Origin of the sequence: Microbacterium sp. 16-032 (genome assembly GCF_041079455.1) — a bacterium.
In the GTDB taxonomy this organism is placed as follows: domain Bacteria; phylum Actinomycetota; class Actinomycetes; order Actinomycetales; family Microbacteriaceae; genus Microbacterium; species Microbacterium testaceum_A.
On sequence record NZ_JBFYGQ010000002.1, the window covers coordinates 1 to 21588 of the forward strand.

The 21588-nt window shown below is 71.3% G+C and carries 20 protein-coding genes; 5 read left to right on the top strand and 15 right to left on the bottom strand.

Annotated features, from left to right (window positions below):
* Positions 1 to 404: 404 nt before the first annotated feature.
* Positions 405 to 578, bottom strand: coding sequence for a hypothetical protein (locus AB6V31_RS03560; protein ID WP_170210603.1), 174 nt, complete (start codon positions 576 to 578; stop codon positions 405 to 407).
* A gap of 105 nt (positions 579 to 683) precedes the next feature.
* Entirely contained in the window at positions 684 to 2138 is a 1455-nt protein-coding gene (gene rpsA, locus AB6V31_RS03565; RefSeq protein WP_056227982.1) for a 30S ribosomal protein S1, read from the bottom strand.
* Between the two features lie 542 nt (positions 2139 to 2680).
* On the opposite strand from rpsA, the gene AB6V31_RS03570 reads away from it, so the two are divergent.
* Positions 2681 to 3604 carry a lytic transglycosylase domain-containing protein gene (locus AB6V31_RS03570; protein ID WP_369364135.1) on the top strand — a complete coding sequence of 308 codons (924 nt, stop codon included), beginning with the start codon at positions 2681 to 2683 and terminating at the stop codon, positions 3602 to 3604.
* A gap of 4 nt (positions 3605 to 3608) precedes the next feature.
* Here the strand turns inward: AB6V31_RS03570 and AB6V31_RS03575 are convergent, their stop codons facing one another.
* Positions 3609 to 6623: a hypothetical protein gene (locus AB6V31_RS03575; protein WP_369364137.1), complete on the bottom strand. Its 3015-nt coding sequence runs from the start codon at positions 6621 to 6623 to the stop codon at positions 3609 to 3611.
* Between the two features lie 65 nt (positions 6624 to 6688).
* Between AB6V31_RS03575 and AB6V31_RS03580 the strand changes: the two genes are divergently transcribed.
* Entirely contained in the window at positions 6689 to 7819 is a 1131-nt protein-coding gene (locus tag AB6V31_RS03580) for a hypothetical protein (protein WP_369364138.1), read from the top strand.
* Positions 7820 to 7861: 42 nt separating this feature from the next.
* Here AB6V31_RS03580 and AB6V31_RS03585 read toward each other — a convergent pair whose 3' ends face one another.
* The 9 genes from AB6V31_RS03585 to AB6V31_RS03625 form a co-directional block, all read right to left on the bottom strand.
* A complete protein-coding gene (locus AB6V31_RS03585; RefSeq protein ID WP_369364140.1) occupies positions 7862 to 9559 on the bottom strand; it encodes an ABC1 kinase family protein in 1698 nt (565 codons plus the stop codon).
* 52 nt (positions 9560 to 9611) lie between these two features.
* Positions 9612 to 10190: a PadR family transcriptional regulator gene (locus AB6V31_RS03590; RefSeq protein WP_279367188.1), complete on the bottom strand. Its 579-nt coding sequence runs from the start codon at positions 10188 to 10190 to the stop codon at positions 9612 to 9614.
* A 150-nt stretch (positions 10191 to 10340) separates the two neighbouring features.
* On the bottom strand, positions 10341 to 11315 hold the full coding sequence (locus AB6V31_RS03595; RefSeq protein ID WP_369364142.1) for a phospholipase: 975 nt from the start codon (positions 11313 to 11315) through the stop codon (positions 10341 to 10343).
* Positions 11316 to 11612: 297 nt separating this feature from the next.
* Positions 11613 to 13292 carry a glucose-6-phosphate isomerase gene (gene pgi / locus AB6V31_RS03600; protein WP_369364143.1) on the bottom strand — a complete coding sequence of 560 codons (1680 nt, stop codon included), beginning with the start codon at positions 13290 to 13292 and terminating at the stop codon, positions 11613 to 11615.
* A 63-nt stretch (positions 13293 to 13355) separates the two neighbouring features.
* On the bottom strand, positions 13356 to 14081 hold the full coding sequence (locus AB6V31_RS03605) for a CoA pyrophosphatase (RefSeq protein WP_369364145.1): 726 nt from the start codon (positions 14079 to 14081) through the stop codon (positions 13356 to 13358).
* Between the two features lie 9 nt (positions 14082 to 14090).
* Complete coding sequence (locus AB6V31_RS03610) at positions 14091 to 14579, bottom strand: twin-arginine translocase TatA/TatE family subunit (RefSeq protein WP_369364147.1); 489 nt, start codon at positions 14577 to 14579, stop codon at positions 14091 to 14093.
* Entirely contained in the window at positions 14567 to 15376 is an 810-nt protein-coding gene (gene tatC, locus AB6V31_RS03615) for a twin-arginine translocase subunit TatC (RefSeq protein WP_369364148.1), read from the bottom strand. The genes AB6V31_RS03610 and tatC overlap by 13 nt, the downstream gene beginning before the upstream one ends.
* Positions 15373 to 15609 carry a twin-arginine translocase TatA/TatE family subunit gene (gene tatA, locus AB6V31_RS03620; RefSeq protein WP_369364150.1) on the bottom strand — a complete coding sequence of 79 codons (237 nt, stop codon included), beginning with the start codon at positions 15607 to 15609 and terminating at the stop codon, positions 15373 to 15375. Before tatA ends, tatC begins: the two co-directional genes overlap by 4 nt.
* A 26-nt stretch (positions 15610 to 15635) precedes the next feature.
* Positions 15636 to 16616 carry a 3,4-dioxygenase subunit beta gene (locus AB6V31_RS03625; protein WP_056228559.1) on the bottom strand — a complete coding sequence of 327 codons (981 nt, stop codon included), beginning with the start codon at positions 16614 to 16616 and terminating at the stop codon, positions 15636 to 15638.
* A gap of 165 nt (positions 16617 to 16781) precedes the next feature.
* On the opposite strand from AB6V31_RS03625, the gene AB6V31_RS03630 reads away from it, so the two are divergent.
* From AB6V31_RS03630 to AB6V31_RS03640, 3 genes are read left to right on the top strand one after another with little or no spacing between them, the layout of a single operon-like run.
* The gene (locus AB6V31_RS03630; protein ID WP_056227956.1) at positions 16782 to 17093 is read left to right on the top strand and encodes a hypothetical protein; all 312 of its coding nucleotides are present in this window, start codon (positions 16782 to 16784) and stop codon (positions 17091 to 17093) included.
* The gene (locus AB6V31_RS03635) at positions 17090 to 17767 is read left to right on the top strand and encodes a response regulator transcription factor (RefSeq protein ID WP_369364153.1); all 678 of its coding nucleotides are present in this window, start codon (positions 17090 to 17092) and stop codon (positions 17765 to 17767) included. Before AB6V31_RS03630 ends, AB6V31_RS03635 begins: the two co-directional genes overlap by 4 nt.
* On the top strand, positions 17764 to 18732 hold the full coding sequence (locus AB6V31_RS03640; RefSeq protein ID WP_074694367.1) for a HAMP domain-containing sensor histidine kinase: 969 nt from the start codon (positions 17764 to 17766) through the stop codon (positions 18730 to 18732). The genes AB6V31_RS03635 and AB6V31_RS03640 overlap by 4 nt, the downstream gene beginning before the upstream one ends.
* A 10-nt stretch (positions 18733 to 18742) precedes the next feature.
* Here the strand turns inward: AB6V31_RS03640 and AB6V31_RS03645 are convergent, their stop codons facing one another.
* The 3 genes from AB6V31_RS03645 to AB6V31_RS03655 are packed head-to-tail and all read right to left on the bottom strand — an operon-like array spanning position 18743 to position 21472.
* Positions 18743 to 19528, bottom strand: a complete 786-nt coding sequence (locus AB6V31_RS03645; protein WP_369364154.1) for an FAD:protein FMN transferase — start codon at positions 19526 to 19528, stop codon at positions 18743 to 18745.
* The gene (locus tag AB6V31_RS03650) at positions 19525 to 20031 is read right to left on the bottom strand and encodes an FMN-binding protein (protein ID WP_369364155.1); all 507 of its coding nucleotides are present in this window, start codon (positions 20029 to 20031) and stop codon (positions 19525 to 19527) included. The genes AB6V31_RS03645 and AB6V31_RS03650 overlap by 4 nt, the downstream gene beginning before the upstream one ends.
* A 10-nt stretch (positions 20032 to 20041) precedes the next feature.
* Positions 20042 to 21472, bottom strand: a complete 1431-nt coding sequence (locus AB6V31_RS03655) for a ferric reductase-like transmembrane domain-containing protein (protein ID WP_369364157.1) — start codon at positions 21470 to 21472, stop codon at positions 20042 to 20044.
* Positions 21473 to 21588: the final 116 nt, after the last annotated feature.

Sequence of the window (21588 nt, forward strand, 5' to 3'; positions counted from 1 at the left end):
GCACGCTGTTGAGTTCTCAAGGAACGGACGCACCCACAGAAACGATCTCTCGACCTACCCGTGAGGCAGTTCACTTCAATTGACAGCCGCCAGCACACGGAACCTCATTGGGATCTCAGAGAGATCAACCTCGGGAACCGGCCGAACGACCGAACCAAAACCTTACACCATTCGGAGGAGGTTTTGGGTGGTCCGCCACTTGAGACGATGCGGGGCCTCTCGGCCGCTCCGCTCTCCCCTGTGGGGCGAACAAGTAATAAGTTACGCGGGAACGACCGACCCGTCGAATCCGGGCACATCTCGGGCGTGTCGCTTGATCGCAGGCGCGAAATCCTGCGGAAACGTCGACGGCCCGGCGCGACCTTCGAGGTCGCCCGGGCCGAGGGACGGGAACGATATGGCGGTCAGGCGACAAGTGTCCATGTCGACGGCGAGGTCATGGCATCCGTGTGTCCCCCGGTGAACTCGATCCCGCCGAAGAACATCGCTCCGATGACCAGAGCGAAGACGAACGCGATCGACAGGAACAGCACGGCCACGCCGGCGAGGGTGATCAGAAGCGGAAGTCGAGAAGCCATGTTCTCATCCTGCCCTGCTCCCCCACCTGCCCACCAGGGCTTGCGCCCGGGAACGACCGAAGGCCGGCACCTCCGAGGAGGTACCGGCCTTCGATGCAGGACGGATCAGCGACCGGAGAGCTTCTCGCGAAGCGCAGCCAGCGACTCGTCGTCAGCGAGGGTGCCCTGGGCGGGCGTCTCGGACGAGAACGATCCACCGAACGAACCAGCGTCCGTCGGGTTGGCGGCCTCGGCCTCGAGGGCCTTGGCGACGGCAGCCTTGTGGGCTTCCCAGCGACCCTGAGCAGCGGCGTACTCCTGCTCCCAGGCCTCGCGCTGAGTGTCGAAGCCCTCGAGCCACGCACCCGACTCGGGGTCGAAGCCCTCGGGGTACTTGTACTCGCCACGCTCGTCGTACTCGGTGGCCATGCCGTACAGCGCCGGGTCGAACTCGGTGCCGTTGGGGTCGACCGACTCGTTGGCCTGCTTGAGCGACAGCGAGATGCGGCGACGCTCGAGGTCGATGTCGATGATCTTGACGAAGACCTCTTCGCCGACCGACACGACCTGCTCGGCGAGCTCGACGTGCTTACCCGAAAGCTCGGAGATGTGCACGAGGCCCTCGATGCCGTCGGCGACGCGGACGAACGCACCGAAGGGAACGAGCTTGGTGACCTTGCCCGGAGCGATCTGACCGATCGCGTGGGTACGGGCGAACACCTGCCACGGGTCTTCCTGCGTCGCCTTGAGCGAGAGCGACACGCGCTCGCGATCGAGGTCGACCTCGAGGATCTCGACGGTGACCTCCTGGCCCACCTCGACGACCTCGGAGGCGTGCTCGATGTGCTTCCAGGAGAGCTCGGAGACGTGGACGAGACCGTCGACGCCACCCAGGTCGACGAACGCACCGAAGTTGACGATCGACGAGACCGTACCCTTGCGGACCTGGCCCTTGTGGAGGTTGTTGAGGAACGTGGTGCGCGACTCGGACTGCGTCTGCTCGAGCAGGGCGCGGCGCGAGAGCACGACGTTGTTGCGGTTCTTGTCGAGCTCGAGGATCTTGGCCTCGATCTCCTGGCCGAGGTACGGCGTCAGGTCGCGGACACGGCGCAGCTCGATGAGCGAGGCCGGGAGGAAGCCGCGGAGGCCGATGTCGACGATGAGACCACCCTTGACGACCTCGATCACGGAACCGGTGACAACACCGTCGTTCTCCTTGATCTTCTCGACGTCGCCCCACGCACGCTCGTACTGAGCGCGCTTCTTGGACAGGATGAGGCGGCCTTCCTTGTCCTCCTTCTGGAGAACGAGGGCCTCGACGTGGTCGCCGACGTTGACGACCTCATTGGGGTCGACGTCGTGCTTGATCGAGAGCTCGCGGGAGGGGATGACACCCTCGGTCTTGTAACCGACGTCGAGGAGGACCTCGTCGCGGTCGATCTTCACCACGGTGCCTTCGATGAGGTCGCCGTCGTTGAAGAACTTGAGCGTCTTCTCGACCGCGGCCAGGAAGTCTTCGGCCGAGCCGATGTCGTTGATCGCGACCTGCTTGGTAGCCGGGGCGGTCGTTGCGGTAGTCATGTAGTGGGTTGTCCTAGTTGGGTGTGGTGTCGGGCTCCGACTCCTGTACCCGTCGGTCCGAGACCGGGGGCCGTCGGGCTGGGGCCGCCCGAGGGCGAACTCCAACCACGAGTCGAAGCGAAGCGGATTGTTTATGCGATGCCACGGGCTCGCCAGACAGGCAGAACCCAGGTGTGACACCTCAGTCTAACGCACCACGCCTCCCGCGCAGTCCGGGTGTCGCGCATCCCGCGCTTGGGCCGTCGCACGCTGACGCCGGCCACGCGGGGCGAACGGAGGCAGAGGGCCGGACAGGGCGATTGCGCGTGGGCGTGATTCGCCCCGGATCGGCCGTTTTGTTCCGGCGTTCTGAGGCGGTCCGCCCAGGTGGCGTCCAGAAACACGTGCCAGGCTCCCCGTCTTGTGCCCGCTGACGCGGGTCGGACGGTGACACCCGCACCGTCCTCCCCTCACGTGAAACCGGTTCTATGCGCTCTGACTCGACGTCCTTTTCCAATCGTCGTGACCGCCGCCTCGCCGCCCGCCGCACTCGTCGTCGCCCCGTGACGACAGTGGGAGCGCTCGTGCTCGGCGTGGTCGCGGCCGCGGCTCTCACCGGCACCGCGCCGGCCGCCACCGCCTCCCCCGCCGACCTGTCGACCGCGACGTTCTCGCTCGCCTCCTCGATCACTCCCACGGTGCTCGCAGCCACCCCCGGCCCCGAGAAGACCGAGGCCCGCGCGGCGGAGACCGCTGCGTCGACCTCGATCCAGGCCGTCGCCACCGTGCAGAGCGACATCGCGGCATCCGGTCTCGACATCGGCCAGCCCGCCACGGTCGACACGACCGCGCTGCAGCAGGCCACCGACCGCCTCGAGGCGGCCTCGATGCTGCCCGAGACGTTCCTCCCCGCGCTCTCGCACGACGTCGCCGCGGCCACCGCCGCGGTCGACCAGCGCGTGGCCGAGTTGCGCGGCGGTCTCGACGCCGCCGTGGCCAAGAAGGCGGAAGAAGAGGCGGCCGAGAAGGCGCGCCAGGAAGCGGAGGCTGCTGCCGCGGCGAAGGCCGCCGCCGACAAGGCCGCCGCCGACAAGCAGGCCTCGTCGTCGTCGTCCTCGTCCAACTCCGGCGGTGGTGGGTCTTCGGCCCCCATTCCGACCGGAGGCGGTTCGGGAGACAACAGCCCCGCCGGCGCCCAGGCCGCCGCGCGCGACATGCTCGCCAGCCGCGGCTGGGGCGACGACCAGATGTCGTGCCTCGTGTCGCTGTGGAACAAGGAGTCGGGCTGGAACTACAAGGCCTACAACTCCGGCAGCGGCGCCTACGGCATCCCGCAGGCCCTCCCCGGCAGCAAGATGTCGTCCGCCGGTGCCGACTGGCAGACCAACGCCGCCACTCAGGTGTCGTGGGGCCTCGGGTACATCTCGGGCCGCTACGGCACGCCGTGCGGCGCGTGGGGCCACTCGCAGTCGACCGGCTGGTACTGAGCCCTCAGCTCCATCGCATCATCGAGCGCGCCGCTCCGGAGAACCCTCCGGAGCGGCGCGCTTCTGCGAGCAGCGGGAGGTTCTCGGGTCCGTTGAGCTCGTGCAGGACGGCCGGACCCACGTGCACCTGCCACGCGCCGTGGAAGCGGAGGGCGTCCGCCCGACGACGACCGATCTCGGAAGGCACGGCAAGGAACTGCCGGGATCGGGAGCGTCCCGCGCGCTCGAGGACGGCGCGCACCCACCACGGCCCTCCGCCGCGGTCGACCTCCAGCACGAAACGCGGTGTCCGGATCGGGCCGCACAGCTCCTCCAGCGCGACCCCGAAGGTCTTCTGATCGGCGAGGCTCGCGTGCGCCATCGTGATCTCGGCGCGGGTGGCGTCGGCATCCCTCCGCTCTCCCTCCCACACCGCAACGGCGAGCGGGGACCGGACGCGCCCACTCTCGGACAGCGCCGTCCACACCACACGCGCCATGTTCCGCAGCGTCGCCGCGGCATCCCGAGCCTGCCGACGCGTGCGACGCCACGCCGAAAACAGGGGAACGGCCATGACGGCACCGATCAGGGCGCTGACTCCCCCCACCGCGACTCCCGCGACCGGGGGCAGGAAGAACGACAGCGCGATCAGCGCCGCCGGCGCTCCCGCCGATACTCCGAGCCACCCGCCGAGGGCACGCTCGGCCGTCACCGACGTCGAGAAGACCGGCGTGCGGGCCGGGCGCTCGACCACCGCGGAGAGCTCCTCGCGGTCGTCGTACGGGGAGCCGATGCGCCAGGCGGATCGCGTCTCGTCCCGCGGCGGAGCCGAGGTCAGCGCGTCGACACGCTCCAACGACGCGCCGGGGGTCTTCTCGAGCACCTCATCGAGCGCGCGACGACGGTCGCGCCCCAGCGCCGTGGGCAGCCCGCGGACGATGCGCTCGGGATGGTCGGCGTCGAGTCCCCACAGGCCGGCGTGCTTGCGACGGAGGCGAGCGGCATCCGGTTGCGCGTCGAGGGACGAGTCGGGCGGCAGCAGCGCCGAGACCGTCCAGTTGTGGGCGACCTTCTCGGGCCAGCTCGGATCGCGCCGCAGCGTACGGCCCCGCAACTGCTGCGTCGCCGACGCCGTCGCCACCGCGGTGAGATCGATCAGGGTGTTCACCGCCGGGCAGTCCCACCCTTCGCCGAAGAGACCGCGCGTGCCCACGACCACCTCGAGCGAGCCGTCGGCGAGCAGCCGGGAGACGGCGCCGACCACCCCCGACCCCGTGGTCCCCCGCACCTCGAGGATGGCCACGTCGTCGGGGCAGGGCTCCCCCGTCACCGGGACGCCGAGCTCGCGCGAGAGCGCCGGAAGCAGCTTCTCCGCGTGACGGACGGCGACGCGTACCGTCGAGGAGGTGACGAGGATCGCGCGCAGCGCCGAGGTAGCGGCATCCGTCGCCACGATCGAGAACGTGCGGACGGCGCCGGCCGAGCCCAGGAGTCCCCCGTGGACGTTGCCGTGGGTGACGTAATCGGTCACGACGAGGGCGCGGAGGCGGTCGCCGAGCTCGTCGCGCTCGCGGGCGAGGATGTCGCACGCTCCCCTGTCCTTCGAGAGGGAGGACGCGAGGACCGTGTCGATCGGATCGCGGGTGCGCCGCACCCCGCGGTCGGTCAGGGCGAAGCCGAAATCGGCGAGCAGGCGACGCAGCCGGCGCCACTCGTCGGCGCGCGCGGGGTCCGGGAGCACCCGGTCCAGGGCGTATCGACCCAGCAGGCGCAGCGTCTCTTCTGTGGTGGGCGCCCGTCGCGCCACGGCGGGAAGACGAGCGGTGAGCGGGTCGTCGGGCGCGACGACGGAGAACATCGCCGCGGCGGCCTCGGCACCGGCGAAGTCGACGGCGAACGCCGCCGAGAGAGCGGCATCGACGGCGGCGTCGGGGGCGGGCGACTCTGCGGCGGGTGGCGGGGGCACGATCCCCGGACGCGCGACCGCACTGCTCCCCGCGGACGCGACCGGGGCCGGGGGCGAGGCGCCCTCGGCGGGCGGTTCGAGGGGGTCCGCGGGGGCGGAAGGGGCCGACGGCTGGAGCACCGCGCGCAGGAACTCTCTTCCGGCGCCCACCGCGAACGTCGTCCGCAGCGCCTCCGCGAGGGCTTCGGCGTGCGCGGAGAGGAACGCCCGCTCCTCGCCGGTCGGTTCGACCACGTGGACGAGGTCGCGGTACGGCGCGAGGTCACCCTCGCGCACGACCGCCTGCACGGGAACCTCGAGATCGACCTCGCCCAGCAGAGAGACGTAGTTCTCATACTCGTTCGCGTCATCGGGCGAGGGAAGAGTGGCCGTGAGCCCGATCACGAGCGGCTCCCGACCCCCCGCGCGCAACCGCGCGACGAGCGCGGCGACCACGAGCGCCCAGTGGTCGAGGAGGTGATGGCACTCGTCGAGGACGATGGTCTCGACCCCCGCCTCGACCAAGCGCTCCAGCAGCTCGCGCGATCGCGGGTGCAGAGCGGCCGTGAGAGCGGCGGCATCCTGTCTCGCCAGAGTGCGCCGAAGAGCGCGGGACCGAGAGCGGATGCCACGGCCGTACGCCGCAGCATTGCTCTCACTGAGCGCGTCGAGCCATCCCTCGGCCTGGTCGGGGGTGCGATCGTCGGCGATCAGCTCGTCGACCCAGCGGGCGCGCGCCAGGGCCGCGAAGGGCTCGCGGGAGTCGACCACGCTGATCGCCTGGTACGTCAGGGCCGTGAGGTCGGCGGGGAGATCGGGGTCGTCCGACACGGCGGCGTCGTCGTGCGCCAGCGCCCGGGCAGCGCCCACCCACTGCGCGCGGATCGCCGTCGTGGGCGCGAAGACCACCGTGCGGCGCCCCCGGCGCGCGGCGAGGAGGAGCCCGAGCAGAGTCTTTCCGGCACCGGGCGGGGCGACGAGATGCAGGGGCTCCCCCGCGTCGACGTCGACACGGTCGAGCGCGGCGCGCTGGTAGGCCCGGAGCGTTCCGTCGAATCGCCACGCCGACAGGGGACGGCGTGATTCGGTCGACACCGCGCCAGTCTAGGGAGGGGCCCCCGGCGGGCAGGCGGACCGACACCCGCCGGCGAGGACGACGCGTGGACCTTCGATGGCTCGACGCCCCCGACGAGGACGTACGGCGGGAGCTGCCGACCGTACCGGAGCACGAGCCGCCGCCGTGGGTGCCGACCCGCAGACGCCTGCTCGTGCGGCTGAACGCCGTGATCCAGGTCTGGACCCTCTTCATCGTGGTGTTCAACACCGGACTCGACGTCGACATCCGGGGCGACGGGACGCTCCAGGCCGACGACGTCCGCACCCTGGTCATCATCCTGGTCGTCGCCATCGTCTGGACCGCCGCGAGCATCGCGCTGTGGCGATGGTCGCGGAAGGCCTCGACGCCCGTCCGGCTCCGCCGCGCTCGCCGCACTCTCACCGTGCGGGCGAACGAGTTCCGCGCGGAAGCGTGGTGGCGGGACTCCTTCACAGCCATCGTCACCGCTCACTCCGCCGGCGTCCGCGAATACCCGCGCTTCGTGCGCGAAGGGATCGAGTTCGGGATGGTTCGACTGCGGATGCCGCGCACGCGTCCGCGCTCCTACGTCAGCGTCTCGCTGGCATCCCCTCTCCCCCACCTGGTCCTCGACGCCGTCGAGAACGACGGGGTGCGCTCGGGACTGCCCGAGAACCTCGCCGAACGGCAGCGGATCTCACTCGAGGGCGACTTCGACCGGATCTTCCGCGCCTACGCTCCACGCGGATACGCCCGCGACGCGCTCTACGTCCTCACCCCCGATGTCATGGCGGTCCTCGCCGATCACGCCCGCGCATTCGACGTCGAGATCATCGAGGATCGCGCGGTGTTCTTCCGGGCCGAGCGGCGGCGGTGGGACGACCCGGCGCTGTGGCAGGAGGTGGACGCGATCCTCACCCACGTCGTGCCGCGGCTGCGACAACGGTCGCTGCGATACACGGACGAGAGGGTCGCGGGCCAGGTCGCGGTCGAGATCGCGGGGAGTCTCGCGAGCGGTTCGTCGGGGGTCACCGCGTGGCGCCCGGACGCTCCCGTGGTGGGCCCGGGAGGGCGACAGCTCCGCTCGTGGACGCCCCGCCACGGGTGGTGGGCGAACGTGCGTGTGGTCTCGTCGTTCATGGTCGGAACGGCGGTCTACGGCATCCCGGTGTTCTTGGGCGTCGTCACGCTTCTGGGCGTGTTCGACGGGCGCTGAGCCGGGCGGCAGCCTTCACCGTCCCACGCGGCGCCGACGCCGTCAGGCGCCGTTGCGTCGAGCGACCCACCCCGCCAGCAAGGCGTGCGAAAGCGGCGCGATCGAGACGACCATGAGAATCGTGCCCAGCACCGCCTGCTCGGCCTGCAGCAACACCCCGCCGATGAGCAGGCCCGTGAACAGCACCGACGAGACCACCCGGCGCACCATGCGCTCGAGATCGCGCATGCGCCGCTCGATGCGCGGGGTCTGGACCGAGACCGAGCCGTCTTCGAAGCGCGAGATGAGGTTGTCGGCACGGCGCGGGAGGCGCGCGGTCACGGCGGCGACCGCTCCGACCTCGCGGACGAAGGCCTGCGCGGTGTTGCCGCTCTCTTCGCGGATGAGGCGCTGCGCGTAGGGCTCGACCGCGTCCCAGATGTTGAAAGCGGGATCGAGCGCGCTGCACATGCCGCTCGTGAGCGACATCGCGCGCACGATCAGCAGGAAGTTCTCGGGCAGCTGGAACGGCAGCGACCGCACGACGTCGCCGAACTCGATCGCGAACGCGCGGAACTCGCGCGGGTCGACCTCTTGCAGCTCGGCGAAGCCCATCCCGCCGAAGCGGGAGAACAGGCCCGTCATCGCGCGCTCCAACTGCACGGTGTCGGCCGAGGGCAGCAGCACGCCGACATCGCGGATGCCGTCGACCAGGCCCTTTCCGTCACGCGAGGCCGCCGCGATGAGCACGCGGCGCAGCCCCCCGCGCAAGCTCGGCGGGACCTCGCCCATCATGCCGAAGTCGATGAAGGTGAAGCGCCACGCCGGGGTGCCGGCGTCGGTCGTGCCGCCGAGCGGCGTGACGAAGACGTTTCCGGGGTGCGGGTCGGCGTGGAAGAAGCCGTCGTCGAACAGCTGGTCGAACATCACCCGCGCGAAGCGGGCGGCGACCTCGGCCGGATCGATGCCGGCCGCGCGGAGGGCGTCGACGTCGTTGATCTTGATCGCCGTGACGTCTTGGAGGGTGAGCACGCGGCGGGTGGTGCGCTCCCACACGACCTCGGGCACGGCCACTCCGTCGGGCCCGCCGAAGTCGGCCGCGAAGCGCTCGGAGTTGGCGGCCTCGTGCAGGTAGTCGATCTCTTCGAGGCTCGTGACGGCGAACTCCTCGACGAGTGAGGGCATGTCGACGCGATCGCGGACCAGGGCGACCTTGCTGAGCCACACGCCGACCTTGCGGAGGGCGCGCAGGTCGACGTCGACGATGCGGTCGATGCCCGGGCGCTGGATCTTCAGCACGACGGCGCTCAGGCCGGTCTCGGCGGCCAGATCCTCCGTCAGCACGGCGCGGTGCGCCTGACCCAGCGAAGCCGCCGCGAGGGGGCGCTCGTCGACGCTCGCGAAGGCGCGCTCCAACGGCATCCCGAGCTCTTCTTCTGCCCGGGCGCGCATCTGCACGAACGGGACCGCGGGCACCTCGTCCTGCAGGCCCTCGAGCTGCTTCGTGATCGACGGGGGCAGGACGTCGAGACGCGACGACATGAACTGCCCGACCTTGATCATGAGACCGCCGAGGTCGACAGCGAGCACATGGAAACGCTGGGCGATGCGCTCGAGCCGCCGGGTGCGGCCCCGGGCGGAGATCCACCCGAGACCGAACCGCGGCAGGAACAGCTCGAACCACCAGGCCTGCACCAGATAGCGCGCCGCGAAGCGCGTGATCCGCCGGTAGCGGGCCTTCATGAGGGCGTCGTCGGTCATCGATTCTCCTGGATGCCGACGGGCGGAATGCCCCCGTCGAGCGGGCGTGACCTCAACCCTGGGCGAGGATGGAGTAGAGCTTACGGCGAGCCTCGTCGAGGATCTCGACCGCTTGCGCGACCTGCTCCTTGTCGCCCGTGCGACCGACCTGGGCCGCCGCCTGGGCGAGTTCGATACCCGCCTTGGGCAGCGCGGTCATGCGACCGCCGTCGCGCGAACCGGCCGCCTCCCAGGGGGCCGTGCGTTCGGTGGTCTCGTCGCCGGCCGCAGCGCGGCCCTCGGCAGTGAGCGAGTAGGTCTTGCGGCCGTTCGACTCCTCGGCCTGCACGAGGCCCTCGTCGGTCAGCAGCTGCAGCGTGGGGTAGACCGAGCCGGGGCTCGGCTTCCACGAGCCGCCGCTGCGGTCCTCGATCTCGCGGATGATCTGGTAGCCGTGCATCGGCTGCTCGAGCAGGAGCGAGAGGACGGCCGAACGCACGTCGCCCTTGTTCATGCGCGGCGTCGAGGCGGTCTTCTGCTCGAACTGCGTGCGCAGCTGCTCGAGACCCTCGAGGATGTTGGACATCGGCCAGCCGGGGGTGTTGTTGCCACCGCGTCCGCCGAACGCGTCTCCCAGGAATGAACCACTCATGACGACCTCCTTCGCGCGGACCCGATCTGAGTCAGCGATACATAACGATATATCGCTGAAGAGGGGTGGAGGCTGGGAATCGACCCGCGATCCTTCGACGTCGAGCAGACCCGCGGCGCCCGTCGGGGACCCGAGACGCCCCGACGCGGATCAGTACCAGTTCATCGCCTGGGAGTGACCCCACGCGCTGCACGGGGTGCCGTAGCCGCGGGAGATGTAGTCGAGGCCCCACGCGATCTGCGTGGCCGCGTTGGTCTGCCAGTCGGCGCCGAAGCTCGCCATCTTGCTTCCGGGCAGGGCCTGCGGGATGCCGGTCGCCCCACCGTCGTTGTTGTAGGCCTGGTAGTTCCAGCCCGACTCCTTGTTCCACAGCGACGACAGGCACGAGAACTGGTCGCTCCCCCAGCCGTACTTCTCGGCCATGAGCTGCGAGGCGTACGCGCGCGCACCCTCGGGCGTGTTGACCCGGGCGAGAGCGGCGGCGGCATCGGCCTGACGCTGCGCCTCGGCGGCCGCTGCGGCCTCGGCCTGACGCTGCGCCTCGGCGGCGGCGTCGGCGGCGGCCTTGTCGGCCTTCGCCTTGTCGAGGCTGCCCTTGACCTCCGCCACGCGGGCGCTGACGCGGTCGGTCTCGCTCTGGGCGTTCTGACTCAGGGCGGGTACGAGCAGCACCGGGAGCAGGTCGCGGGAGGTGAGGCGGTCGACGGCGTCTTGGAGCGCGCCCGTGTCGATCGACGCGTCGCCGATCGAGAGCGGGAGCCCGGTCGCGGCGACATCGGCCTGGACGGCGGTCGCGTTCGAGAGAGCCGTCTGCGCCCCGTCGAGGGCGGCGGCGGCACCGGTGCTCACGGCGTCGAGGGTCGGCGCCGTGGACACGGGCACCGAGGTGCCGGGGGCGGAGAAGGAGGATGCCGAGGCGTCGGGCAACGAGACGGGGGACGCCATCGCCAGACCGGTCGTGGCGACCATGCCGAACGCGAGGCCGGCGCAGGTGGCCGCCGTGACGAGGGTGCGTCGGGCGCGGTTGACGTGGGTGAGTTTGATGTCGGAACGCAGCAAGAGAGATCTTTCGTCGGGGGCGCGCTCGTCGGGATCGAGCACGGGGTCGCGCCGTCGGGTCTGCACGGGCCCCGAGTGTGGGTGCTGGTTCTGGGCGTTATCTTTTCGTTACCTGGAAGACCGGTGAGAGCAGACGATTCGGTGACGCGCGCTCGCGAGGGGTCGCGCGACGGATTCCGCTTCTCGCCGTCAGCAGAAGAAAAACTCGCCTCACCGGGTCTTTTGCCGACGCTCCGACGCCGGGTTCCCGTCAGTCGCCGCTGAGCTTTCCTCCCCTCGCGACGAGAGGCCGATCCGACGAAGAAAAAATCTCGTCGAATCGGCCTCTCAGCGGTCGACCCGCCCGTCGCGTCGCTCGAGGGCTCAGCCGCGGTGCGCGCGGTAGTAGTCCAGAAGGGCGCGCGTCGAGGAGTCCTGAGCCGCCAGCGCCTCGTCGTCGCCCTCGATCGCGGGGGCAATCTGCAGAGCGAGCTGCTTGCCGAGCTCGACGCCCCACTGATCGAAGGAGTTGATGCCCCAGATCGTTCCCTGCGTGAAGGTGATGTGCTCGTACAGGGCGATCAACTGGCCGAGCACCGAGGGCGTGAGAGACGGCGCGAAGATCGACGTGGTCGGCCGGTTGCCGGGGAACGTGCGGGCGGCGACGAGCGCACCCGTGGTGCCCTCGGCCTCGACCTCTTCGGCCGTCTTGCCAAACGCCAGTGCCTTCGTCTGCGCGAGGAAGTTCGCCAGGAACAGGCCGTGCACGTCGCGCCCGTCGTCGGCGCGCGGGTAGGCCGGGTTCACGAAGGCAATGAAGTCGGCCGGGATGAGACGCGTGCCCTGGTGGATCAGCTGGTAGAACGCGTGCTGACCGTTGGTTCCCGGCTCTCCCCAGAAGACCTCGCCCGTGTCGGTGGTGACGGGCGTTCCGTCCCACCGCACCGACTTGCCGTTGGACTCCATCGTGAGCTGCTGCAGGTAGGCCGCGAAGCGGTGGAGCTGCTGCGCGTAGGGCAGCACCGCGTGCGACTGCGCGCCGAGGAAGTTGGTGTACCAGACGTTGAGCAGACCCATGAGAACGGGCACGTTCTGCTCGACCGGAGTGGATGCCACGTGCTCGTCGACCGTGTGGAAGCCGGCCAGGAGCTCGCGGAACACGTCGGGACCCAGGGCGATCGCGAGCGACAGCCCGATCGCCGAGTCGACGGAATAGCGTCCGCCCACCCAGTCCCAGAAGCCGAAGGCGTTCGTCGGGTCGATGCCGAACGCTTCGACCTTGTCGAGCGCCGTCGACACGGCGACGAAGTGGTGGGCCACGGCGTCGGTGCGGGCGGCATCCGAGTCGTCGATCGCGCCCTTCTCGGCGAGCTGCGCCCACAGCCAGTCGCGAGCCAGGCGCGCGTTGGTCAGGGTCTCGAGCGTGGTGAAGGTCTTCGAGGCGACGATGAAGAGGGTGGTCTCGGGATCGAGGTCAGCCGTCTTCTGCGAGATGTCGGTGGGGTCGATGTTCGAGACGAAGCGGGCGTGGATGCCGGCGTCGGCATACGGCAGCAGAGCCTCGTAGACCATCACCGGGCCCAGGTCGCTGCCGCCGATGCCGATGTTGACGACGTGCGTGACCTTCTTGCCGGTGACGCCGCGCCACTCGCCCGAGCGCACGCGGTCGGCGAAGGCGCTCAACCGGTCGAGCACCTCGTGCACGTCGTGGTCGATCTGCTGACCGTCGACGACGAGCGACGGCTCGGCGCCGGCCGGACGGCGCAGGGCGGTGTGCAGCACCGCGCGGTCCTCACTGGTGTTCAGGTGCGCACCGCTCAGCATCGCGCCGAAACGATCGCGCACACCGGTCTCGTCGGCGAGGGCGACCAGAGCGTCGAGGATCTCGGGGGTGACGAGGTTCTTGGACAGGTCGACGTGCAGGTCGCCCACCGTGCGCGTGAGATCACGCGTGCGATCGGCGTCGGAGGCGAACCAGCCGCGCAGGTCGGGATCGAAACCCTCCCGCAGAGCGGTGAGGCGGGACCAGGCGGAGGTGGTGGTGGGATCGATAGGCGCAGTCACGGAACCCACGCTAGCGACCTCGGACGATCGCCACGCCGCGGATGACGAAGTGCGCCGGACGCGCTACGACCGGGCCAGCGGCCCGGATTGGTCGCGGGCGCCCGCGGCGGCCTCAGCCAGGGGGATCTCCCGCGATCCATCCCAGGGCTCCGTCCACCCGAGGCGGTCGAACAACCCGTCCAGCACCATCGCGGTGAACCCCCACACGGTCTGCGGGCCGCGTGCCGTCTGCAGGGCGAAGGCCGGCCCCCGCCACTCCCGACCATCACGACGCAGCACCGTCACGCCTCGGCGTTCGGGATCGAGCAGATCGGCCACCGGGGCGCGGAAGACCTCGGCCGACTCCGCCGCATCCACGGCACGCACCGGGGTCGGGCGCGCCCACCATCCGATCACCGGAGTGACCTCGTGGCGAGAGAAGGCCAGGGGCAGCGACTCGAGGGTGCCCAGCACGTCGACACCGTCGGGATCGAGTCCCGTCTCTTCGCGGGCTTCACGGAGGGCCGCCGCCACGGCATCCGCGTCTTCGGGATCGACCCGACCACCCGGGAACGCGACCTGGCCCGGGTGGGCGCGCAGGGTGCTCGCCCGCGCGAGCAGCAGCACGTCGAGATCGCTCGGGACGGTGCGCGAGACCCGACGGCTGGGTACCCCGTCGAGCACGCCGAAGAGGATGAGCACCGCCGCCGCTCGCGCCTCGCCCTCGACAGGCAGCGCCTGCAACGCCGGGGACACGTCGCCGAGACCCTGCGCGAGCAGGGCTTCGAGCTGGGCGCGGGGTGAGGACATTCTTCGAGGCTATGCCGTGACGGCGTCTCGTACGGTCGCCTCGTCGGCCGGGGCCGCCGGCGCGTCGGACTCGGGGGCCGTGGCGCCGGATTCGTCGGGGACCTCGATCCAGCACGGGTGGGCGGAGCTCCCGACGCGCACGCGGCGCATCGGGATGCGCGGGGTCTCCGGCGCGGCGGGAGCCGCGGCGTCCGCGGCCGAGGTCGGGACCGGGACGGATGCCGTGTCGCCGGCCGCCGCGACGGGTGGTGCCGCGAGGGCCTCGGCGATGATGCGCCGAGGGTCGTACTGTCGCGGATCGAGCGCCCGCCATTCGTCCGCGTCGGCGGGGACGCCGAGCTCGGTCGCGGCGCGGAGGCGCGCGGCATCCACCGTTCGGCGAAGCCCCCGCAGCACCGACGCGAGGCGAGCGACCGCCCCGGGCAACCGCTGCGGACCGATGACCACCGCGGCGATAAGCCCCACGAGCAGGAGTTTCTCGAACGTCAGGCCGAACATGGGGCCTCCTCGAAGACCGACGCCCGGGCGCCGGCGCGATCGTGCAGGGCCGCGATCGCGAGGGCCGCAGCGTAGAGGGCGGTCATCGGAACGGCGACGACGAACATCGACATCACGTCGGCCGACGGCGTCGCGAGGGCGCTGAACAACACGATCGCCACGACCGCGTACCGCCAGCTGCGGGCGAGGGTGCGGGCCGAGACGATACCGGCGAGATTCAGCACCACCAGCACGACCGGCAGGACGAAGGCGAGGCCCGTGGCCACGACGATCTTCAGCGCGAAGTCGATGTAGGTGCCCGCGTCGAGGATCGTGGAGTCCTCGCTCGAGGCGAAGCCCGCGAGCACCGAGACCATGTGGGGGAACAGCAACAGGCCGGTCGCGCACCCGGCCGCGAACAGCGGAACCGCGGCTCCGACCGAGCCGAGCACGTACCGCCGCTCGCGCCGCGTGAGTCCCGGGAGCACGAACGCGAAGAGCTCGGACAGCCAGACCGGGCTCGACAGGACGAGCCCCGCGACCAGTGCGACGCGCAGCCGCAGGTCGAAGGCCCCGGTCACGCTGTCGAAGTTGAGGCTCGCGTTGCGCTCGGCCGCGATCTGCACGATCGGGGCCCGCACGAGGTCCATCACGGGTTCGTACAGGAACCACCCGGCGAGGGCGCAGATCGCGAGGGCGATCGCCGCCCGCACCGCGCGCCGCGTCGCCTCGTCGAGGTGCGCGGCGACGGGCATGGGGGCCGACCGCGGGGCCTCGGCGTGAGGGGGCGCGACGGCGGGAGCGGCGGCGGAGGTCATGACGTGCTCGGGGGTGCCAGGACGGGTGCGGCGGACTCCCTCTGTGCCCGGGCTGGGGCATGCGGGTCGGTCTCGGCGGCGGCCCCCACGCGGGAGTCACTCACCTCGGTCTTGAGGATGCGCACCGATTGGCCGAGGCTCCGGGCGAGGGCGGGGAGCTTGGCGGCTCCGAAAATGAGGACGATGACCGCCAGCACGATCAGGGCGTGCCAGCCGGTGAGGTTCTGCAACATGGGAGGGGTTCCTTTCGAGGGAGGGGTCAGCGCCCGCCGGGCGCACCGCCGGGCATGGCGCCCGCGGTCGGGGTGGTGGTGGTGTCGACGCGGACGCCGAGGGCGACCGTCCAGCCGGTGGAGTTGTCGCCGGTCGCCGTGGCGAGTTCGAGCGCTCCCCCGTCGTCGCCGAAGACGTTGTCGCTCTCGAGCGACACCCGGGACAGATTGGATGCCGAGGAGGGATACGCCGCGTCGGCGTAGACCACGTCGCACGCGGCCTGCGGCAGGGCGACCTGCGAGGTGGCGATCGCGTTCGAGGCGTCGGTGATGGCATCCACGTTCGGGTACACCTCGAAGTGGATGTGCGGCCACCGGCCGTCGTAGCAGCCGGGGAAGATCGAGGTGAACGAGACGACGCCGTCATCTCCGACGACCTGGACGCCGCGGAGGTAGCTCTCGTTCTCGATCCCCGAGGAGTACATCGAGTAGCGGCCCTGGTCGTCGCAGTGCCAGACGTAGACGGCGGCACCCGCGAAGGGCACGTCGCCGTTCGCGGAGTCGAAGATCGTGAGGTTGAGGGTCATGGGAACGCCCGCGGCCGTGGCTCCGCCGTCGAGGCTCGAGCGCAGGTCGCTGCGGACGATGCCGGACTGCTCGAGGATGTCGGGGCCGTTCGACCCGTCGCCCGGGTAGGGGCCGGCGGTCTCGTCGGGGATCTCGCCCGCGGGGAGGGCGGCTGCCGCGCTCGTCGCGGTGGCGCTCGGGGTCGCGCTCGCCGTGGGCGTCGCGGTCGGGGTCGCCGTCGCGGCCGTCGTTGCGGCACCGGAGGCCGACGGGGCGCACGCGGCCAGCGTGGCGGTGCCCGCGCCCAGCACGACCAGGCCCAGGATGCCGCGCCGCGAGACGAGCGTGCGGATGTCGAAGGGCGCGCCCTGATCGACGACGGGCTCATCGGCGCGGTCGAGCAAGCGCCCTTCGTAGGCGGGACCGTCGGGGGTCATCTGGGTGTCGGGGATTCTGCTCATGGTCTGCTCCACTGGTCGGTGCGGGTGTCGTTGAGGAGACGATGACGCAGCGACCCTGCCCCCTCCCTCACCGAATCTATGAACCGGCTATGCGCACCGGATCCGCACGGTATTCCCCGTCCCCGACCCCGGTGCGCGTGTCAGGATGAACGAGGGAGGTACGCGATGACCGGAACGCTGCACGCCGTGACCCTCGTCGTGAACATGCCGATCACCAAGATCGACGCCCTCGACGCGATCGCCTTCGCCGCCGACGGGGGCGTCGACGGTGCGGGCACGATGAGCCCGCGCGTCTGGCTCGCCCCGCACGCGTGGGCCGAGGTCGAGATCCCCAAGTTCGCCGATCCGCCGCCGTTCGCGATCGACGTGTACTCCGACGTCTCGGGCGCGGTGGCCTGGGCGCAGGCCCGCCGCCTGTTCGACGCCCTCGAGCGCTTCGGCTGGAACGTGAGCCCGCCGCGCGCGGGAGTGCAGTGAGCGAGGCCGTCGCACCGCGGCCGCGACTGCTCTACGTCGAGGACGACGCCGAGATCGCCGCGATGACGCTGGAGGTGCTCCGCGAGACCTACGAGGTCGTGCACGAGGCCGACGGGCTCGCGGGCCGCGACCGGGCGTTGCGCGACAGCTTCGAGGTGATCCTGCTCGATCGGCGACTCCCCGGCCGCGACGGCGCCGAGATCGTGCGCGACCTGCGCACCGCCCACATCACGACCCCCGTGCTGCTGCTGACGGCTCTGGGGGCGGTCGCCGATCGCGTCGAGGGACTCGACGCCGGGGCGAACGACTATCTGCTGAAGCCCTTCGACTTCGACGAGCTGCTCGCCCGGCTGCGGGCGCTGCGACGCGGCTACCGGGCCGAGGGACGTCGCCGGGGCGTCTGGGACTGGACCTACCTCCCCGACACGGCCGTGGTCTACGGCCCCTCCGGCGAGCGCATCGCCCTCACCTCGACCGAGAACGCCGTGCTGGAGTTGCTCACCCGGAGCCCCGACCACGTCTTCTCGCGCGAAGAGATCGCCCGCGCGGTGTTCTCGTCTCCGGATGCCGTGACCACCGTCGACACGTACGTGCACTACCTGCGCCGCAAGACCGCGACCGACCTCGTGGAGACCGTGCGCGGCCGCGGGTACCGCGCCGGGGCCGAGCGGTGAGCGCCGAGGACGACCGGCGGGTCGTCCGCCGGGCCGCGCTGCGGGTCGGCACCCTCGTGGCGGGCGCATCGGCCGTCGCGATCGCCGTGGGGGTCGGCATCCTCATCGCCGTTCTGGTGGCGCAGGCCCGCACCGAGGGCGGGGGCCGACGCGGCGCGGGCGGGGCACCGATGGGCGATCGGTTCGTCGTCGACCTCGACGACGTGCTGCCGTGGGTCATCGGCCTGGGTCTGGTGGGGGTCGTGGTGCTCGGACTCGTCGGCGGGGCCGCGGCCCGCTGGTCGGTGCGCCCGCTGGACGAGGCGCTGCGCCGACAGCGCGCGTTCGTCTCCGAGGCGAGCCACGAGCTGCGCACGCCGTTGACGGCCCTGACCAGTCGCATCCAGATCGTGCAGCGACGCCTGCACCGCGGAGAACCGGCCGACGAGCCGTTGGATCAGTTGCGGCGCGACGCGCAGATCATGGACGACGTGCTCGCCGACATGCTGCTGACTGCCGAGGGGCAGGTGCACACGGGCACCGCGCGAGTCGACGACAGCGTGCGTGCCGCGACCGCGGCGCTGTCGTCCCTCGCCGACGATGCGGGCGTGGGCCTGCGACCGACCCGGCTGACGGGGGTGACCGTCGCGGTGCCCGCGGTCACCGTCGTGCGCATGTGCACCGCACTGCTCGACAACGCCATCGGGCACACGCCCGCGGGCTCCGAGGTCACGGTCACCGCCGACGCCGACGAACGCGAGGTCGTCGTGCGCGTGGAGGACGGGGGAAGCGGCATCCGCGACGACGATCTGCCCCGCATCTTCGAACGCTTCGCGCGCGGGGCGGAGTCGGGCCGGCGCCGGGGGTTCGGGCTCGGGCTGGCGCTCGTGCGCGAGGCCGCGACCCGCTACGGCGGGAGCATCGAGGTCGAGCGCACCTCGCCCACGGGCACGGTGTTCGCCCTGCGCCTCCCCCGCGCCCGCTGACCGCTCGGGCTCAGCCGACGAGCGCGTCGTGGAAAGCCGACACCTCGACCCGGCCGGCGAAGCGGCGCGTGCGTCCGTGTTCCCAGACGATCCCGGATGCCACGGGGGCCACCGGCATCCAGTCGAGGTCGTCGATCCCGGCGATGGCGGCCACCGTGGCCCAGGCGTCGGCGGTGGTGAGGTCGTCGGCGATGACCGTCGCGCTCACGGGACCCGCGAGGTGCACGCCCGTCCGCGGATCGACAAGGTGCGCGCCGCGCTCGGACGTGCCCGAAGTGGCCACGGCCCCGTCGACGACCTCGACCGTGGCCAGCAGCTCCCCCTCGTGGGTCGGGTGCGCGATACCGATGCGCCAGACGTGATCGCTCGTCGCGGCCGTGCGCAGGCGCATGTCGCCGCCCACGTTGACGCCGACCGCCTCGACCTCGTCGTCGGCGAGCAGCTCGTCGAAGGCCCGGGTCGCGGCATCCGTCGACCATCCCTTCACGTACCCGGTCGGGTCGAACCAGCCGCGCCAGTGCGCGTCGAAGCGGCCGCCGCTGCGCTCCCGCAGATCGCGGCAGTCCGCTGCCACCTCGGCCACCCGCGGGTCGACGTCGCCGAGCTCGAGACCCTCGTCGCGCAGCCGCGAGATGTCGGAGTCGTCGCGGTAGGGCGAGAACACCCGCTCGTCGTCGCGCAGGCGCGCCACGCACGCGGCGATCGCCCGCTCCACGCGTTCGGTGCGCTCGCTGACGACGGTGATCGAGGCGAGCGTTCCCATCACGGGTTCGACGACCGTGAACGCGGCGGTCATGCGCGGGCCTGATCGAGGGCGGACTGCAGCGAGGTGCGGTACCCGGTGCTGGTGTAGGTGGCACCCGAGACCATGTCGACCTCGGCGCTCTGCGCCTGCACGGTCTCTTTCACCAGCACGGGTAGGGCGCGCGAGTTGATCTGCTGGTCGCGTCCGCTCTCGGAGGGGTATTGCGGCACCTGCACGTCGGTGATCGCGCCGCCCGACACGGTGATCTGCACCTGCACGGGACCGAAGCGGGTGTTCGCCGCCTGGCCGGTGAAGGCGCCGTCGGTGAGACCGCTGGATGAGGTCTGCGCGCTGGACGACCCCGACGAGGTCGAACTCGAACCCGAGGACGCGGATGCAGAGCGGCTCGGCGTGGTCTTCGGAACCGTGGCGACACCCGACGAGGGGGCGTCGGCGAGCGCGCTCGTCGACTCGGGGACCGTCGAGGTGCGGTAGCTGAACAGCAGCACGAGGCCGGTGACGGTCGCCATGAGGGCGTAGACGATCTTCTTCATCGGATTCTCCTCAGACGGTGAAGGCTTCGAGGTGGACGCGCTCGGCGGGGACCCCGGCGCGGCGGAGGTCGGCGCGCACGGCATCCATCCACGGCTGGGGTCCGCAGAGGAAGACGTCGGTGTCGGCGGGGCGCGGCGAGACATAGCGGATGAGGTCGGCCCCCGCCCACTGCGTGTGAGAGGTCGGCAGCCACGACGAGGCGGTCAGGGCTCGACGGCCGGGCAGCGGTGCGTGGCGCAGGCCGCGCTCCCGCACGAGGCGGTCGATCGCGTCGGCGCGCAGGGCGTCGGCGGCGGTGTGGTCGCGCACGATGAGCGTCGCCTCGCCCGGGGCCCAGTCGGCCTCTTCGAGCATCGCGACCAGCGGCGCGACACCCGCACCGGCGCCGATCATGAGCAGGTGTCCGCCGCGGCGCTCGTCGGCGGTCATCGTGCCGTACGGGCCCTCGATGAGCACGCGCGTGCCGGCGCGGAGCGCGGCGAGGCGCTGCGTGCCGTCGCCGACGAAGCGGGCCGAGATGACGAGCTCGCCGTCGGCCGGATCGGTGGCGAGTGAGAAGGGGTGCCCGCGCGTCCAACCCGCGCCATCGAGGAAGCGCCAGATGAAGAACTGTCCGCCGCGGGCCTTCAGCGCGTCGATCCGGCGCCCGGTCATGCGCACCGAGACGCCGCTCTGCCCGTCGCGTTCGACGGCGCTGACCCGGATGCCGTGGCGCAGTGACCTCACGAGCGGAAGCCCGAGGCGGAAGACGACGACCGTCGCTACGGTCACACCCCACATCGCCCACCAGGAGACGGTGGCGGCGGGCGAGACGGTGAAGTCGGCGCCCGTCCACAGCATGTGCGGAATGGCGAGGCCGACGCCGAGGTAGCCGTACAGGTGCAGCAGGTGCCACGACTCGTACCGCAGGCGCTTGCGGGCCTTGCGCACCGAGGTGACCACGACCAGCAGCAACAGGGCGGTGCCCGCGGTCGCCACCAGCATGCCCGGGTCCTCCCACACGAACTGCCACGCCTGCACCACGGGGTTGATGCCCGCCTGCACCGCGTAGCCGAGGATCTGCAGCCCGATGTGCGCCGCGAACAGCGCGAACGACCAGAATCCGACGATGCGGTGCATGCGGGTGATGCCGTCGCGGCCGAACCCCCGCTCGAACAGCGGCACGCGCGCCATCAGCAGCACCTGGTAGAAGAGCAGGTTCGCGGATGCCAGGCCCGCGGCGCGACCGAGGGAGTTCAGCGAGTCGGCTCCCCCGGCCAGCAGCGACTGCACTTCGCCGCCCGCGACCCACACGGCCACGACGACGAGGCTCGTCGCCCAGATGACGACGATCGCGGAGAGGTTCCACAGCGGCCGGGTGTTCTGCCTGCCCCGCGAGACGCGGCGAGCGCCGCGGAGGGCGGCGGCGGGCGGGGCGGCGAGGGCGGGTGCAGCGGTCATGCGCTCAGCGTGCCCGCGCGCTCCCCAGACGGCTCCAAGAATGGGGCGCCCGGGGGTGACGCATAGGGAACACGTAGATTGCGGCCTCGCGCGCTCCGAGGGCGGGTACCGGGGCG

Excerpts from the sequence above, each read along its gene's own strand:
- AB6V31_RS03560 (WP_170210603.1), bottom strand. The coding sequence starts at position 578 with ATGGCTTCTCGACTTCCGCTTCTGATCACCCTCGCCGGCGTGGCCGTG.
- rpsA (WP_056227982.1), bottom strand. The coding sequence starts at position 2,138 with ATGACTACCGCAACGACCGCCCCGGCTACCAAGCAGGTCGCGATCAAC.
- AB6V31_RS03585 (WP_369364140.1), bottom strand. The coding sequence starts at position 9,559 with ATGACCGACGACGCCCTCATGAAGGCCCGCTACCGGCGGATCACGCGC.
- AB6V31_RS03590 (WP_279367188.1), bottom strand. The coding sequence starts at position 10,190 with ATGAGTGGTTCATTCCTGGGAGACGCGTTCGGCGGACGCGGTGGCAAC.
- AB6V31_RS03605 (WP_369364145.1), bottom strand. The coding sequence starts at position 14,081 with ATGTCCTCACCCCGCGCCCAGCTCGAAGCCCTGCTCGCGCAGGGTCTC.
- AB6V31_RS03610 (WP_369364147.1), bottom strand. The coding sequence starts at position 14,579 with ATGTTCGGCCTGACGTTCGAGAAACTCCTGCTCGTGGGGCTTATCGCC.
- tatC (WP_369364148.1), bottom strand. The coding sequence starts at position 15,376 with ATGACCTCCGCCGCCGCTCCCGCCGTCGCGCCCCCTCACGCCGAGGCC.
- tatA (WP_369364150.1), bottom strand. The coding sequence starts at position 15,609 with ATGTTGCAGAACCTCACCGGCTGGCACGCCCTGATCGTGCTGGCGGTC.
- AB6V31_RS03625 (WP_056228559.1), bottom strand. The coding sequence starts at position 16,616 with ATGAGCAGAATCCCCGACACCCAGATGACCCCCGACGGTCCCGCCTAC.
- AB6V31_RS03630 (WP_056227956.1), top strand. The coding sequence starts at position 16,782 with ATGACCGGAACGCTGCACGCCGTGACCCTCGTCGTGAACATGCCGATC.
- AB6V31_RS03645 (WP_369364154.1), bottom strand. The coding sequence starts at position 19,528 with ATGACCGCCGCGTTCACGGTCGTCGAACCCGTGATGGGAACGCTCGCC.
- AB6V31_RS03650 (WP_369364155.1), bottom strand. The coding sequence starts at position 20,031 with ATGAAGAAGATCGTCTACGCCCTCATGGCGACCGTCACCGGCCTCGTG.
- AB6V31_RS03655 (WP_369364157.1), bottom strand. The coding sequence starts at position 21,472 with ATGACCGCTGCACCCGCCCTCGCCGCCCCGCCCGCCGCCGCCCTCCGC.